The sequence below is a fragment of the Pseudomonas sp. Irchel 3H9 genome (genome assembly GCF_900187495.1).
GTDB classification, from domain to species: domain Bacteria; phylum Pseudomonadota; class Gammaproteobacteria; order Pseudomonadales; family Pseudomonadaceae; genus Aquipseudomonas; species Aquipseudomonas sivasensis.
In genome coordinates this window covers 1-14,989 of record NZ_FYDK01000008.1, presented here as the reverse complement: position 1 = coordinate 14,989, position 14,989 = coordinate 1, and the positions used below count along the sequence as shown (strand labels likewise).

At 54.5% G+C, this 14,989-nt stretch carries 11 protein-coding genes, 4 tRNA genes and 1 rRNA gene; all 16 read right to left on the bottom strand.

Features of this window, described 5'->3' with window-relative positions; genetic code table 11:
* Positions 1-7: 7 nt before the first annotated feature.
* Positions 8-4,207 carry a DNA-directed RNA polymerase subunit beta' gene (gene rpoC / locus CKW32_RS23935; RefSeq protein WP_032884534.1) on the bottom strand — a complete coding sequence of 1,400 codons (4,200 nt, stop codon included), beginning with the start codon at positions 4,205-4,207 and terminating at the stop codon, positions 8-10.
* A 64-nt stretch (positions 4,208-4,271) separates the two neighbouring features.
* Positions 4,272-8,345: a DNA-directed RNA polymerase subunit beta gene (gene rpoB / locus CKW32_RS23930; RefSeq protein ID WP_032884533.1), complete on the bottom strand. Its 4,074-nt coding sequence runs from the start codon at positions 8,343-8,345 to the stop codon at positions 4,272-4,274.
* Between the two features lie 219 nt (positions 8,346-8,564).
* Positions 8,565-8,930, bottom strand: a complete 366-nt coding sequence (rplL, locus tag CKW32_RS23925) for a 50S ribosomal protein L7/L12 (protein ID WP_003176432.1) — start codon at positions 8,928-8,930, stop codon at positions 8,565-8,567.
* 78 nt (positions 8,931-9,008) lie between these two features.
* Complete coding sequence (rplJ, locus tag CKW32_RS23920; protein WP_003232405.1) at positions 9,009-9,509, bottom strand: 50S ribosomal protein L10; 501 nt, start codon at positions 9,507-9,509, stop codon at positions 9,009-9,011.
* A gap of 199 nt (positions 9,510-9,708) precedes the next feature.
* On the bottom strand, positions 9,709-10,404 hold the full coding sequence (gene rplA / locus CKW32_RS23915) for a 50S ribosomal protein L1 (RefSeq protein WP_032884532.1): 696 nt from the start codon (positions 10,402-10,404) through the stop codon (positions 9,709-9,711).
* Entirely contained in the window at positions 10,404-10,835 is a 432-nt protein-coding gene (gene rplK / locus CKW32_RS23910; protein ID WP_003176435.1) for a 50S ribosomal protein L11, read from the bottom strand. Before rplK ends, rplA begins: the two co-directional genes overlap by 1 nt.
* Before the next feature lie 117 nt (positions 10,836-10,952).
* On the bottom strand, positions 10,953-11,486 hold the full coding sequence (gene nusG, locus CKW32_RS23905; RefSeq protein WP_003176436.1) for a transcription termination/antitermination protein NusG: 534 nt from the start codon (positions 11,484-11,486) through the stop codon (positions 10,953-10,955).
* A 9-nt stretch (positions 11,487-11,495) separates the two neighbouring features.
* Entirely contained in the window at positions 11,496-11,864 is a 369-nt protein-coding gene (secE, locus tag CKW32_RS23900) for a preprotein translocase subunit SecE (protein ID WP_032884531.1), read from the bottom strand.
* 45 nt (positions 11,865-11,909) lie between these two features.
* A tRNA-Trp gene (locus CKW32_RS23895) sits at positions 11,910-11,985 on the bottom strand.
* 161 nt (positions 11,986-12,146) lie between these two features.
* Positions 12,147-12,222, bottom strand: a tRNA-Thr gene (locus CKW32_RS23890).
* A gap of 25 nt (positions 12,223-12,247) precedes the next feature.
* Positions 12,248-12,321 (bottom strand) — tRNA-Gly (locus tag CKW32_RS23885).
* 24 nt (positions 12,322-12,345) lie between these two features.
* Positions 12,346-12,430 (bottom strand) — tRNA-Tyr (locus tag CKW32_RS23880).
* Positions 12,431-12,572: 142 nt separating this feature from the next.
* A complete protein-coding gene (locus CKW32_RS23875) occupies positions 12,573-13,019 on the bottom strand; it encodes a hypothetical protein (protein ID WP_095186174.1) in 447 nt (148 codons plus the stop codon).
* Positions 13,020-13,026: 7 nt separating this feature from the next.
* Entirely contained in the window at positions 13,027-13,776 is a 750-nt protein-coding gene (locus CKW32_RS23870) for a pantothenate kinase (RefSeq protein ID WP_095186173.1), read from the bottom strand.
* Positions 13,766-14,725, bottom strand: a complete 960-nt coding sequence (gene birA / locus CKW32_RS23865; protein WP_095186172.1) for a bifunctional biotin--[acetyl-CoA-carboxylase] ligase/biotin operon repressor BirA — start codon at positions 14,723-14,725, stop codon at positions 13,766-13,768. Before birA ends, CKW32_RS23870 begins: the two co-directional genes overlap by 11 nt.
* Before the next feature lie 167 nt (positions 14,726-14,892).
* A 5S ribosomal RNA gene (gene rrf / locus CKW32_RS23860) occupies positions 14,893-14,989 on the bottom strand; the annotation flags it as partial.

Genomic DNA, 14,989 nt, shown 5'->3' with positions numbered 1-14,989 from the left:
GCAGAACTCAGTTACCGCTTGAGTTCAGCGCTTCGGTCAGTGCAGCTTCCACTTCACTGGCGCTTACGCGCAGCGGCTTGTCAGCATCACGGCGGCGCTTACGCTCGCTGTGGTAAGCCAAACCGGTACCAGCCGGGATCAGACGACCCACGACCACGTTTTCTTTCAGGCCGCGCAGGTAATCGCGCTTGCCGGTTACCGCTGCTTCGGTCAGTACGCGAGTGGTCTCCTGGAAGGAGGCCGCCGAGATGAACGACTCAGTGGACAACGACGCCTTGGTGATACCCAGCAGAACACGAGTGAACTTGGATACGAATTTCTCGTCGCCAGCCAGACGCTCGTTCTCTACCAGTACGTGAGTCAGTTCCATCTGGTCGCCCTTGATGAAACTGGAATCGCCGGATTCAGCGATTTCAACTTTACGCAGCATCTGACGCAGGATGGTCTCAATGTGCTTATCGTTGATCTTCACGCCTTGCAGACGATAAACATCCTGGATCTCGTTAACGATGTACTTGGCCAGCGCACTCACACCCAGCAGACGCAGGATGTCGTGTGGATCGCTCGGGCCGTCGGAGATAACTTCGCCGCGGTTTACCTGTTCGCCTTCGAAGACGTTCAGGTGACGCCACTTCGGAATCAGCTCTTCGTACGGATCGCTACCGTCGTTCGGGGTAATAACCAGACGGCGCTTGCCTTTGGTCTCTTTACCGAACGCGATGGTGCCGCTGACTTCAGCCAGAATCGATGCTTCTTTCGGACGACGAGCTTCGAACAAGTCGGCAACACGCGGCAGACCACCGGTGATGTCACGGGTCTTCGAAGTTTCTTGCGGGATACGAGCGATAACATCACCGATCGCAATCTTCGCACCATCCGCTACACCGACCAGGGCGTTAGCTGGCAGGAAGTACTGAGCGATTACGTCAGTGCCTGGCAGCAACAAATCCTTGCCGTTGTCATCGACCATCTTAACGGCAGGACGGATGTCTTTACCGGCAGCTGGACGATCTTTCGCGTCGAGTACTTCAATGTTGGTCATACCGGTCAATTCGTCAGTCTGACGCTTGATCGTGATGCCTTCTTCCATGCCCACGTAGGTCACGGTACCTTTCATTTCGGTAACGATTGGGTGAGTGTGCGGATCCCACTTGGCCACGATTGCGCCAGCGTCGACCTTGTCACCTTCTTTAACCGAAATCACAGCACCATACGGCAGCTTGTAACGCTCACGCTCACGACCGTAGTCGTCAGCGATTGCCAGCTCACCGGAACGGGATACCGCAACCAGACAACCATCCACTCGCTCAACGTGCTTCAGGTTGTGCAGACGGACAGTACCGCCATTCTTCACCTGAACGCTGTCAGCTGCGGAGGTCCGGCTTGCCGCACCACCGATGTGGAACGTACGCATGGTCAGCTGGGTACCCGGCTCACCGATGGATTGGGCAGCGATAACGCCGACCGCTTCACCGATATTCACCTGGTGACCACGAGCCAAGTCACGGCCATAGCACTTGGCGCAAATACCGTAGCGGGTTTCGCAGCTAATCGGCGAGCGAACAATCACTTCGTCGATGCTGTTGAGTTCGATGAACTCGACCCACTTCTCATCAACCAGAGTGCCGGCAGGAACGATGATTTCCTCAGTACCTGGCTTGAACACGTCACGCGCAATAACACGACCCAATACGCGCTCACCCAGCGGCTCTACAACGTCACCGCCTTCAATGTGCGGAGTCATGAGCAGGCCGTGCTCGGTGCCGCAATCGATCTCGGTTACAACCAGATCTTGTGCAACGTCTACCAGACGACGTGTCAGGTAACCGGAGTTAGCGGTTTTCAACGCGGTATCCGCCAGACCTTTACGAGCGCCGTGAGTGGAGATGAAGTACTGAAGTACGCTCAAACCTTCACGGAAGTTCGCAGTAATCGGCGTTTCGATGATGGAACCGTCCGGCTTGGCCATCAGGCCACGCATACCGGCGAGCTGACGGATCTGCGCAGCAGAACCCCGTGCGCCCGAGTCGGCCATCATGTACATCGAGTTGAAGGACTCCTGGTCGACTTCGACGCCATGACGGTCGATGACTTTCTCTTTCGAGAGGTTGGCCATCATCGCCTTGGAAACTTCATCGTTCGCCTTGGACCAAAGGTCGATCACTTTGTTGTACTTCTCGCCCTGTGTTACCAGGCCCGAGGCGTACTGGCTTTCGATCTCTTTCACTTCGTCAGTAGCAGCACTGATGATGCGGGCTTTTTCATCCGGGATAACAAAGTCGTTAACACCGATGGAAACGCCGGAAATGGTCGAATAAGCAAAACCGGTGTACATCAACTGGTCAGCGAAGATAACAGTCTCTTTCAAACCAACCACGCGGTAGCACTGGTTGATCAACTTGGAGATCGCCTTTTTCTTCATCGGCAGGTTGACGACATCGTACGACAGACCTTTTGGCACAACTTGATACAACAGTGCACGGCCGACAGTAGTGTCGACGATACGAACGTTGCTCACGCTTCCGCCATCACGATCGTTGACGGTTTCGTGGATCCGCACCTTGACCTTGGCGTGCAATGCGGCTTCGCCGGCACGGAACACACGGTCAACTTCCTGCAAGTCCGCAAATACACGACCTTCGCCTTTGGCGTTGATCGCTTCACGCGTCATGTAGTACAGACCCAATACAACGTCCTGCGACGGAACGATGATTGGCTCACCGTTGGCTGGCGACAGAATGTTGTTGGTCGACATCATCAACGCACGCGCTTCCAGCTGGGCTTCCAGCGTCAGCGGTACGTGCACGGCCATTTGGTCGCCGTCGAAGTCGGCGTTGTACGCAGCACAGACCAGAGGGTGCAGCTGAATAGCCTTACCTTCGATCAGTACCGGTTCAAACGCCTGGATACCCAGACGGTGAAGGGTCGGTGCACGGTTGAGGAGGACCGGGTGTTCGCGAATCACTTCAGCAAGAACGTCCCAAACCTCTGGCAGTTCGCGCTCGACCATTTTCTTGGCCGCTTTGATGGTGGTCGCGAGACCGCGCATTTCCAGCTTGCCGAAGATGAACGGCTTGAACAGCTCGAGAGCCATCTTCTTAGGCAGACCGCACTGGTGCAGACGCAGGGTCGGGCCTACGGTAATTACCGAACGACCGGAGTAGTCAACACGCTTACCGAGCAAGTTTTGACGGAAACGACCTTGCTTACCCTTGATCATGTCGGCCAGGGATTTCAGAGGACGCTTGTTGGAACCCGTGATAGCGCGACCACGACGACCGTTGTCGAGCAGGGCATCAACCGCTTCTTGCAACATACGCTTTTCGTTGCGCACGATGATGTCCGGAGCGGACAGATCAAGCAGGCGCTTCAAGCGGTTGTTACGGTTGATCACGCGACGGTATAGGTCGTTGAGGTCGGAGGTCGCAAAACGACCGCCGTCCAACGGTACCAGCGGACGCAGGTCTGGCGGCAGAACCGGCAGAACGGTCAGCACCATCCACTCTGGCAAGTTGCCGGAACCCTGGAAGGCTTCCATCAACTTCAGACGCTTGGACAGCTTCTTGATCTTGGTTTCGGAGTTGGTTTGCGGAATTTCTTCACGCAGACGGCCAATCTCGTGTTCCAGGTCGATAGCGTGCAACAGTTCGCGGACCGCTTCGGCACCCATGCGCGCATCGAAATCGTCGCCGAACTCTTCCAGCGCTTCGAAGTACTGCTCGTCGTTCAGCAACTGACCCTTTTCAAGGGTGGTCATGCCTGGGTCGATAACGACATAGCTCTCGAAGTAGAGAACGCGCTCGATATCACGCAGGGTCATGTCCATCAGCAAACCGATACGGGACGGCAGCGATTTCAGGAACCAGATGTGAGCAACCGGCGAAGCCAGTTCGATGTGCGCCATGCGCTCACGACGAACCTTGGCCAGTGCAACTTCAACGCCACACTTCTCGCAGATCACACCACGGTGTTTCAAGCGCTTGTACTTACCGCACAGGCACTCGTAATCCTTTACCGGGCCAAAGATCTTGGCGCAGAACAGGCCGTCACGTTCAGGTTTGAACGTACGGTAGTTGATGGTTTCCGGTTTTTTAACTTCACCGAACGACCACGAACGGATCATCTCAGGCGATGCCAACCCAATACGGATGGCGTCGAACTCTTCGACTTGACCCTGGTTTTTCAGCAAATTCAGTAGGTCTTTCAAGGCCTTTCCTCCTGGCGGAGCAGAGAGCGGGCTAAACAGCCCCGCTCTCGATTCGCGTCACGTGTTATTCGGTTTCCAGATCGATATCGATGCCGAGGGAACGAATTTCTTTGATCAACACGTTGAAAGACTCGGGCATGCCCGGCTCCATACGGTGATCGCCGTCCACGATGTTTTTGTACATCTTGGTCCGACCGTTCACATCGTCCGACTTCACTGTGAGCATTTCTTGCAGAGTGTAAGCAGCACCGTATGCTTCCAGTGCCCAGACCTCCATCTCCCCGAAACGCTGACCACCGAACTGAGCCTTACCACCCAGCGGCTGCTGGGTAACCAGGCTGTACGAACCGGTAGAACGAGCGTGCATCTTATCGTCTACCAAGTGGTTCAGCTTCAGCATGTACATGTAGCCAACAGTAACCGGGCGCTCAAACTTGTTGCCGGTACGGCCGTCGAACAGCTGCATCTGGCCGCTTTCTGGCAGGTCTGCCAGTTTCAGCATGGCCTTGATTTCGCTTTCCTTGGCACCGTCGAACACCGGGGTAGCCATCGGAACGCCACCGCGCAGGTTCTTCGCCAGATCCAGGATTTCCTGGTCGGAGAAGGTGTCCAACTCTTCGTTGCGACCGCCGATCTCGTTGTAGATCTCGTGCAGGAACTTACGCAGGTCTGCGACCTTGCGCTGCTCTTCGATCATACGGTTGATCTTCTCGCCCAGACCTTTGGCCGCGAGGCCCAGGTGGGTTTCAAGGATCTGACCAACGTTCATACGCGATGGTACGCCCAGCGGGTTGAGGACCACGTCGACCGGAGTGCCATTGGCATCGTGCGGCATGTCTTCAACGGGCATGATCACGGAGACCACACCTTTGTTACCGTGACGACCGGCCATCTTGTCGCCCGGCTGGATGCGACGACGGATTGCCAGGTAAACCTTGACGATTTTCAGCACGCCTGGAGCCAGGTCATCGCCCTGCTGCAGTTTGCGCTTCTTATCTTCGAACTTGTCGTCCAGCAGACGGCGGCGATCAACGATGTACGCCTGGGCCTTCTCGAGCTGCTCGTTCAGAGCATCTTCAGCCATGCGCAGTTTGAACCACTGGCCGTGCTCAAGACCGTCGAGGATTTCGTCGGTGATGTCCTGACCTTTCTTAAGACCTGCGCCGCCTTCAGCCTTGTGGCCTACCAAAGCGGAACGCAGACGTTCGAAGGTCGCGCCTTCAACGATACGGAACTCTTCGTTCAGGTCCTTGCGGATCTCGTCGAGCTGAGTCTTCTCGATGGACAGCGCACGAGCATCACGCTCAACGCCATCACGGGTGAAGACCTGCACGTCGATGACAGTGCCCTTGGTACCAGTAGGTACACGCAGGGAGGTGTCTTTAACGTCGCTGGCTTTTTCACCGAAGATGGCACGCAACAGCTTCTCTTCTGGAGTCAGTTGGGTCTCGCCTTTCGGAGTGACCTTACCCACCAGGATGTCGCCTGCGCCAACTTCAGCACCTACATAAACGATACCGGCTTCGTCCAGCTTGTTCAGTGCAGCTTCACCCACGTTCGGGATGTCCGCAGTGATCTCCTCCGGCCCAAGCTTGGTGTCACGTGCCACACAGGTCAGTTCCTGAATGTGGATCGTGGTGAAGCGGTCTTCTTGAACAACACGCTCGGACAGGCAGATGGAGTCTTCGAAGTTGAAGCCGTTCCACGCCATGAACGCGATGCGCATGTTCTGACCCAGTGCCAGTTCACCCATGTCGGTGGACGGGCCGTCGGCCATGATGTCGCTACGCTGGACGCGATCACCCTTGCTCACCAGCGGACGCTGATTGATGCAGGTGTTCTGGTTCGAGCGGGTGTATTTGGTCAGGTTGTAGATGTCGACACCGGCTTCGCCAGTTTCAACTTCATCATCAGCAACACGAACCACGATACGGCTGGCATCAACAGAGTCGATCACGCCGCCACGACGAGCCACGACGCAAACGCCGGAGTCACGCGCTACGTTACGCTCCATGCCGGTACCTACCAGCGGCTTGTCAGCGCGCAGGGTCGGTACAGCTTGACGCTGCATGTTGGAACCCATCAACGCACGGTTGGCGTCATCGTGCTCCAGGAACGGGATCAGCGACGCTGCAACCGAAACTACCTGCTTCGGCGAAACGTCCATCAAGGTGACGTCTTCCGGCGCCTTGACGGTGAACTCATTCAGGTGACGAACAGCTACCAGCTCGTCAATCAGGACTTTCTTGTCGTTCATCGTGGCCGAAGCCTGAGCGATCACGTGGTCAGCTTCTTCGATGGCGGACAGGAACACGATCTCGTCAGTGACCAGAGCGTCTTTCACCACACGGTACGGGCTCTCGAGGAAACCGTATTGGTTAGTGCGCGCGTAGGCCGCCAAGGAGTTGATCAGACCAATGTTCGGACCTTCCGGTGTTTCGATCGGGCAAACGCGACCGTAGTGCGTCGGGTGTACGTCACGAACTTCAAAGCCAGCACGTTCACGGGTCAGACCGCCCGGGCCCAGTGCGGAAACACGGCGCTTGTGGGTGATCTCGGAGAGAGGGTTGTTCTGGTCCATGAACTGCGAGAGCTGGCTGGAACCGAAGAACTCTTTCACCGCCGCAGCCACTGGCTTGGCGTTGATCAGGTCTTGCGGCATCAGGCCTTCGCTTTCAGCCATCGACAGACGCTCTTTGACCGCACGCTCAACACGCACCAGACCAACGCGGAACTGGTTCTCGGCCATTTCGCCTACGCAGCGAACACGACGGTTACCCAGGTGGTCGATGTCATCGACGATGCCTTTACCGTTACGGATGTCGACTAGAGTCTTCAGTACCGCAACGATGTCTTCTTTGCACAACACGCCCGAACCTTCGATCTCGGTACGACCGATACGACGGTTGAATTTCATCCGACCGACCGCAGACAGGTCGTAACGCTCAGGGCTGAAGAACAGGTTGTTGAACAGGGTCTCGGCAGCGTCTTTGGTTGGTGGCTCGCCAGGACGCATCATGCGATAGATCTCGACCAGCGCTTCCAGTTGGTTGCTGGTGGAGTCAATCTTCAACGTGTCAGAGACGAACGGACCGCAGTCGATATCGTTGGTGTACAGGGTCTCGATTCGAACAACCTGAGCCTTGGCGATTTTGGCCAGGATCTCAGTGTTCAGCTCGGTATTGCACTCAGCCAGGATTTCGCCTGTAGCCGGGTGAACGATGACCTTGGCGGTAGTGCGGCCCAGGACGTAGTCCAGAGGCACTTCCAGCGACTTGATACCGGCCTTTTCGATCTGGTTGATGTGGCGCGCAGTAATACGACGGCCAGCCTCAACGATTACCTTGCCATTCTCATCCTGGATATCCAGGACAGCAATTTCACCACGCAGACGCGATGCGATGAGCTCCAGGCTGAGGGTTTCATCCTTCAGGCTGAATACGTTGGTGGTGTAGAAAGCGTCCAGCACCTGCTCGGTGGTATAGCCGAGCGCGCGCAGCAGCACAGAAGCTGGCAGCTTACGGCGACGGTCGATACGCACGAACACGCAGTCTTTAGGATCGAACTCGAAGTCCAACCAAGAACCGCGGTACGGAATGATCCGCGCGGAGTACAGGAGTTTGCCGGAGCTGTGCGTCTTGCCGCGGTCGTGATCGAAGAACACACCCGGTGAACGATGCAGCTGAGAAACGATAACACGCTCGGTACCGTTGATAACGAAGGTACCGTTTTCAGTCATCAGTGGGATTTCACCCATGTAGACTTCTTGCTCTTTGATGTCCTTGATCGCTTTATTCGACGACTCTTTGTCGAAAATGATCAGACGGACTTTTACCCGCAAAGGTACGGCGTACGTAACACCGCGCAACACGCATTCTTTGACATCAAATGCCGGTTCGCCCAGGCGATAACCGACGTACTCCAGCGCAGCATTGCCGGAGTAGCTGATGATCGGGAAAACGGATTTGAAGGCCGCATGCAGGCCCACGTCGCGGAACTGATCTTTGGTCGCTCCCGCCTGCAAGAATTCACGATACGAATCCAGCTGGATAGCCAGAAGGTACGGGACATCCATGACGTCCGGCAACTTGCTAAAGTCCTTGCGGATACGTTTTTTCTCAGTATATGAGTAAGCCATCAGCGTTCCCCAGCTTGGTCACCTGCTTGTTTGGCCCCTCCGACGGGAGCAGCCAGAAAATCTTGCAAACCCCATGGTTTGCACCACCGCTTCGGATGGCTACAGCGCGTTAATGGCGGCGACCGAGTCGACAGCCAATAACGGAAAAAGGCCGGTGGCAAGAGCCACCAGCCATCAGCCTTCAGCTTAACGCTTGGGCTGGAGACGCAAAGTCGATGCTTACTTCAGCTCGACTTTAGCGCCTGCTTCTTCCAGAGTAGCTTTGGCTTTGTCAGCTGCGTCTTTCGACACTGCTTCCAGAACCTGGGCAGGAGCGCCGTCAACTACAGCCTTGGCTTCTTTCAGGCCCAGACCGGTCAGTTCACGTACTGCCTTGATCACGTTTACTTTCTTCTCGCCAGCTTCCAGCAGCATGACGTTGAATTCGGTTTGCTCTTCAGCAGCAACAGCAGCAACTGCTGGGCCAGCGGAAGCAGCGGCAGCGGAAACGCCGAATTTTTCTTCGAAAGCTTTGATCAGCTCAACAACCTGCAGAACCGACATTTCAGCTACGGCGTTGAGGATATCGTCTTGGGAGATAGACATTGCTGTATTTCCTGAATTGGGGGACGGCCTACGCGGCCATCGAAATAAACAAAAATACGCGAGAGAAGTCGCTCAGCCTTAGGCTGCGGCAGCTTCTTTTTGCTCGCGAACTGCAGCCAGAGTACGAGCCAGCTTGCTGGTAGCGCCTTGAATCACGCTCATCAGCTGCGAAATGGCTTCGTCGCGGGTCGGCAATGTTGCCAGTACGTCGATTTGGTTAGCTGCGAGGAACTTGCCCTCGAACGCAGCTGCCTTGATCTCGAACTTATCCTGACTCTTGGCGAATTCCTTGAACAAACGGGCAGCAGCGCCTGGATGATCTTTGGAGAAAGCGATCAGAGTCGGGCCGGTGAACACGTCATTGAGAACACTGTATTCAGTGTCAGCAACAGCGCGCTTGAGCAGGGTGTTACGTACAACACGTACGTATACGCCAGCTTCACGAGCCTCTTTACGGAGTCCGGTCATAGCGCCTACTGTCACACCACGGGCATCAGCCACGACAGCGGACAGGGCAGCTTTGGCAGCCTCGTTGACTTCAGCGACGATGGCCTTCTTGTCTTCGAGATTAATTGCCACGGGTTTAACTCCTGCTTGTTACCGTTTCATCTGGCCTAGGCCGGATGTCGTTTTGGTGTCTGATTCGGTAAGGAACCGGGAGCACCATCTGCGTAGGCTTTTGGTTTAAGACTTGCGTCGCCTACGGTCTTGGATAGCCCCCGCCAGGCAGGGACCCCAATTTTTTCAATTGACGCAATCGCTTGCGTCAATCTGTGTCTTATACGTCCAGCGAGCCTTGGTCGATGACCAGACCTGGGCCCATAGTGGTGCTCAGGGTAACGCGCTTGACGTAGATACCTTTAGAAGAAGCTGGCTTGATACGCTTAAGATCAGCGATCAGGGCTTCAACGTTTTCCTTCAGCTTGACGGCGTCGAAACCGACCTTGCCAACGGAGGTGTGAATGATGCCGTTTTTGTCGGTGCGATAACGAACCTGACCAGCCTTGGCGTTTTTAACCGCGGTAGCTACGTCTGGCGTTACAGTGCCGACTTTAGGGTTAGGCATCAGGCCACGTGGACCAAGGATCTGACCCAACTGACCTACAACACGCATTGCATCCGGGGAGGCAATAACTACGTCGTAGTTCAGGTCGCCGCCTTTCATTTCGGCAGCCAGGTCGTCCATGCCAACGCGATCAGCGCCAGCGGCCAGAGCAGCTTCAGCTGCCGGGCCTTGGGTGAAGACGGCTACACGTACAGTCTTGCCAGTACCGTGTGGCAGCACAGTAGCGCTACGAACGACTTGGTCGGACTTACGCGGGTCCACACCCAGGTTTACAGCAACGTCAACGGACTCGCTGAATTTGACAGTCGACAGCTCGGTCAACAGGGCTGCAGCGTCTACAAAGCTGTAGGCCTTGCCTGCTTCGATTTTGCCGGCGATAGCCTTTTGGCGCTTGGTCAGCTTAGCCATTACACACCCTCCACGTTAAGGCCCATGCTACGAGCAGAACCGGCGATGGTACGCACGGCTGCATCCATATCAGCTGCAGTCAGATCCGCGTTTTTGGTTTTCGCGATTTCTTCCAGCTGAGCACGAGTTACAGTGCCGACTTTAACGGTGTTAGGACGAGCGGAACCGCTAGTCAGACCAGCAGCCTTCTTCAGCAGAACCGAAGCCGGGGTCGACTTAGTTTCGAAAGTGAAGCTACGGTCGCTGTATACAGTGATGATCACTGGAGTCGGCAGACCTGGTTCAAGACCCTGAGTACGGGCGTTGAAGGCCTTGCAGAATTCCATGATGTTCACGCCATGCTGACCCAGAGCTGGACCAACAGGTGGGCTTGGGTTGGCCTGAGCGGCCTTCACTTGCAGCTTGATGTAAGCGGTAATTTTCTTGGCCATGAGGCACTCCAATTACGGGTTCAAACGCCTCGAAAGGCTCCCCGGTTACTTGCGCGTTTATCCCAGTGACGACAAAACCCCACAGCCTAAGGCTGCGGGGTTGGGATGCTTAGCCAGCTAGACCTTCTCGACCTGGCTGAACTCCAACTCTACAGGAGTAGAGCGACCGAAAATGAGCACTGCCACTTGGATCCGGCTCTTCTCGTAGTTAACCTCTTCGACAGTGCCGTTAAAATCAGCAAACGGACCATCTGTAACACGAACAACCTCACCCGGCTCGAACAAAGTCTTCGGCTTAGGCTTGTCACTACCATCAGCAACGCGACGCAGAATTGCTTCTGCCTCTTTATCAGTGATCGGAGCAGGCTTATCAGCGGTACCGCCAATGAAACCCATGACACGAGGCGTATCCTTGACCAAATGCCAAGTACCTTCATTCATGTCCATCTGAACCAAAACATAGCCAGGGAAGAACTTACGCTCACTTTTACGCTTCTGACCATTCCGCATTTCAACCACTTCTTCAGTGGGAACCAGAATTTCGCCGAAGCCATCTTCCATGCCTGCCAGCTTCACGCGCTCTAGCAAAGAGCGCATAACATGCTTCTCGTAACCCGAGTAAGCATGAACAACGTACCAACGCTTAGCCACGGGACACCCTTAGCCAACAATCAAGGAAACAAGCCAACCGAGCAGGGAATCAAGCCCCCACAACAGCAACGCCATAACCAGAACAACAGCCACAACAATCAACGTGGTCTGCGTGGTTTCTTGGCGAGTCGGCCAAACGACTTTACGGATTTCGGTGCGAGCTTCCTTTACCAGTACCGCAAAAGACTTGCCTTTAGCAGTCTGCAAGCCCACAAAGGCAGCCACAGCAGCAATAACAAGCAAAGCGAGCACACGGTACAGGATCGGCGAAGCAGAATAGTACTGATTGCCAACTACGCCTACGACCACCAACGCTACAACAACTAGCCACTTGACGAGATCGAAACGAGAGCTTTGAGCTTCAGCCTTAGGAGTCATCTATGAAGATCCTGTGAAAAGAAAGCCAGACACACCACGTGAATCTGGCAGGTCAGGAGGGAATCGAACCCCCAACCTACGGTTTTGGAGACCGTCGCTCTGCCAATTGAGCTACTGACCTAAAACAAAATCAGGCCGACCATTATGCAGGCCTGAAAAAGACTTTACAACAACCAACCCCAACAGACTTGAGACAACCTGGCAAAACCACCAGATACAAAACACTCAAGCCGAGGCAGCTGTTAAAACAAAGGCAGATATTTTCATATCTGCCTTGTTATATGGAGCTCTTGAGCGGATTTGAACCGCTGACCTCACCCTTACCAAGGGTGTGCTCTACCAACTGAGCTACAAGAGCAAAACACATGCACAACCTGCAAACTTGGAGCGGGTAGCGGGAATCGAACCCGCATCATCAGCTTGGAAGGCTGAGGTTCTACCACTAAACTATACCCGCGGAGCTTGCAGCTCACGCTAAAAATGGTGGAGGGGGAAGGATTCGAACCTTCGAAGTCGTAGACGTCAGATTTACAGTCTGATCCCTTTGGCCGCTCGGGAACCCCTCCTAAGCGAGCCGGCATTTTACATTACGCCGACCTTCTGTCAAGCATTTTCTCATTTAAATTATGAGGTTAGCTGCATTGACGCCGCATCTCATTAAATCCCCCTAAAGGTCTTCACTGCGAAGCGGGCGCCATTCTATGCAAACTATTCGACAGTTGCAATGCCTTCGCACAGCATTATTTTATGTTTTAACTCATTGAATTCCTTAACAAGGTTTTCAAAGGGCAGATCTTCAGCTAGGCGCCGGCTTTCCGGGGCCACCCGGAGCCAGTAACCTTGAGCATCTGGCGTACTCAGCAGTTGAACCTTGACCTTTATATCCAAGCTAGTGAGACGCTGCTCGACAGATTGCGCTTGGCGCTGGTCTGTAAATCCACCAATGTACAAACAGGTATTTTGCGAATCAGATACCTTTGCCCGCTCCCTGCGGATCACTGCATCCGAAGATTCACTCAGCAGACGAATATCCTGCTGAGCACCTCGATAGAGACTCAGAGGAGTAACGTCTTTAGCGCGCAGCGGGGCCTCTTGCTGGTGCCATATGTAGTAAAAGGCGTTGAGGATCAGTAAAAGCAAAAACAGCCAACGCATAAACACCTCAAGATAACGGGCACGCCATCGCCAGACCAACGAAAACCAAATCAGGAACGAGTCGAGCCTGCGGCACAGAGCCCAATACCAAATCAGCATCTCCGCCAGTCAGGAATATACTGAAGTCATCGCCCCAGTAGCTGCGCGCGAGCTCTACCTGGGTCAGAACAAATCCTCGAAGCATCAACGCACAGCCTCGCTCTACTGCCTCGACTGTTGTACGACCTGGTGAGAGGCACTCCAAAGCCCTTTCAGCAGCGGCATCGCCATACCTTATCTTTCGTGTATGTGTACGCAGCTGATTCCTCATGAGAGACATTCCCGGACAAATAAAGCCTCCCAGGTGCTCGCCATCCTCAGCTATAAAATCTGCAGTCGCCGCAGTGCCAAAATCGAGCACCAAGCAGGCACCCGAGGCCAATTTAAATCCACCGAGCATTGCCAACCAGCGATCCAGACCAAGGCGCTCAAAATCTTCGTAGCCGTTACGTACCCCAGCCACTTCACGAGCTGAAGCAGCACTGGTAACAACAACACCAAATGTCTCCACAAGCGCTTCAACCAGTTTTTCCGTCTCTTCCTGCGCACGGACGCTCACCAACCTGCAACGCGTCAGCAACAACTCAGGCAGCGCCAGCAGGCTATCAATCAAGGCAGCATCCGAACCTGCAACACCTTCAGCCGAGGCGTTCACCCCGCTCGAATCAAGCACACGCCATTTGATAAAGCTATTCCCACAGTCGAGCTCAAGAATCATCACGCAACCTCAGGCTTAGCTCACCACCACTGTATATTTTCTCAACACCATCAACACTCAAACGCAAAGCACCTTGACGATCAACACCCAGCACCACTCCATCGACCTGGTTGACACCGGCTATAAGCGACACAGCCCTCCCTTGCCAAGCGTGATTTTTCTCCCACTCATTCTGAAGCTCGGCAAAACCTAGCACCCGGTGTCGACCCAAGTAGCCTTGCAACTGCAAACCCAGCCGGGCAATCAGGGCGTTTCGATCAACAGGAAAACCCGTCTCTAACTGCACTGATGTCCATTGCTGATCAACCTCGTCAGCCTTCTGCATATTGACGTTGATGCCTATTCCAAGGACAACGTGACAGATATCAGCAGGATCCCCTACGAGCTCCAGCAAAATCCCGGCAATTTTCTTTTGCCCTACGAGAACGTCGTTTGGCCATTTTAAAGTCGCAGTCTGAACTCCAGACTCACGCAGGGCTTGCATGACCGCCAATCCAACCACAAGACTTAAGCCTTCCAACTGCCGAAGACCATCCTCAATACGCAATACAAGGCTGTAATAGACATTCTGGGCAAATGGACTGACCCACTTTCGACCACGCCTGCCTCTTCCCGCCGTTTGCTGCTCCGCAAGCACCAGAAAGGGCGTCGCGCACTCAACCCCAGCAAGACGCAAAGCTTCGGCATTTGTTGAGTCAATGGAATCGTAGATATGGATAGGCCATGCTAAATCAGGGGCATGCTGCTCAATTTCCGCAGCACTCAAGAAAACCAATGGGGATGCTAATTGATACCCCTTTCCACGAACCTTATGAACAGGCAGATTCAATTCGGCCTCAAGGTGCTGGAGTTGCTTCCAGACAGCACTGCGACTGACGCCCAGGGCGGCGCCAAGTGCTTCCCCGGAATGAAATCGGCCATCTTTCAGAAGTTCTAACAACGTCAGCATGCAAGTATCGCCTCACAATGAGGAACGCATGATAGCCATGCGAAAGACCATTGCATAGAAAGGCAGGCGTTTAGCCCTGAAGGCGGCCATGAGAAAACCTGCCGGCACTTTCCGCCCGCCCAAAACAAAACCCCATCTGCTTTCGCAAATGGGGTTTCGGAATTTAATCTTGACGATGACCTACTCTCACATGGGGAAACCCCACACTACCATCGGCGATGCATCGTTTCACTACTGAGTTCGGGATGGGATCAGGTGGTTCCA

Bases quoted from the DNA above. Each gene is read 5' to 3' on its own strand.
- rplA (WP_032884532.1), bottom strand. From the start codon at position 10,404: ATGGCTAAGCTGACCAAGCGCCAAAAGGCTATCGCCGGCAAAATCGAA.
- rpoB (WP_032884533.1), bottom strand. From the start codon at position 8,345: ATGGCTTACTCATATACTGAGAAAAAACGTATCCGCAAGGACTTTAGC.
- CKW32_RS23870 (WP_095186173.1), bottom strand. From the start codon at position 13,776: ATGATTCTTGAGCTCGACTGTGGGAATAGCTTTATCAAATGGCGTGTG.
- birA (WP_095186172.1), bottom strand. From the start codon at position 14,725: ATGCTGACGTTGTTAGAACTTCTGAAAGATGGCCGATTTCATTCCGGG.
- rplL (WP_003176432.1), bottom strand. From the start codon at position 8,930: ATGTCTATCTCCCAAGACGATATCCTCAACGCCGTAGCTGAAATGTCG.
- rplK (WP_003176435.1), bottom strand. From the start codon at position 10,835: ATGGCCAAGAAAATTACCGCTTACATCAAGCTGCAAGTGAAGGCCGCT.
- CKW32_RS23875 (WP_095186174.1), bottom strand. From the start codon at position 13,019: ATGCGTTGGCTGTTTTTGCTTTTACTGATCCTCAACGCCTTTTACTAC.
- secE (WP_032884531.1), bottom strand. From the start codon at position 11,864: ATGACTCCTAAGGCTGAAGCTCAAAGCTCTCGTTTCGATCTCGTCAAG.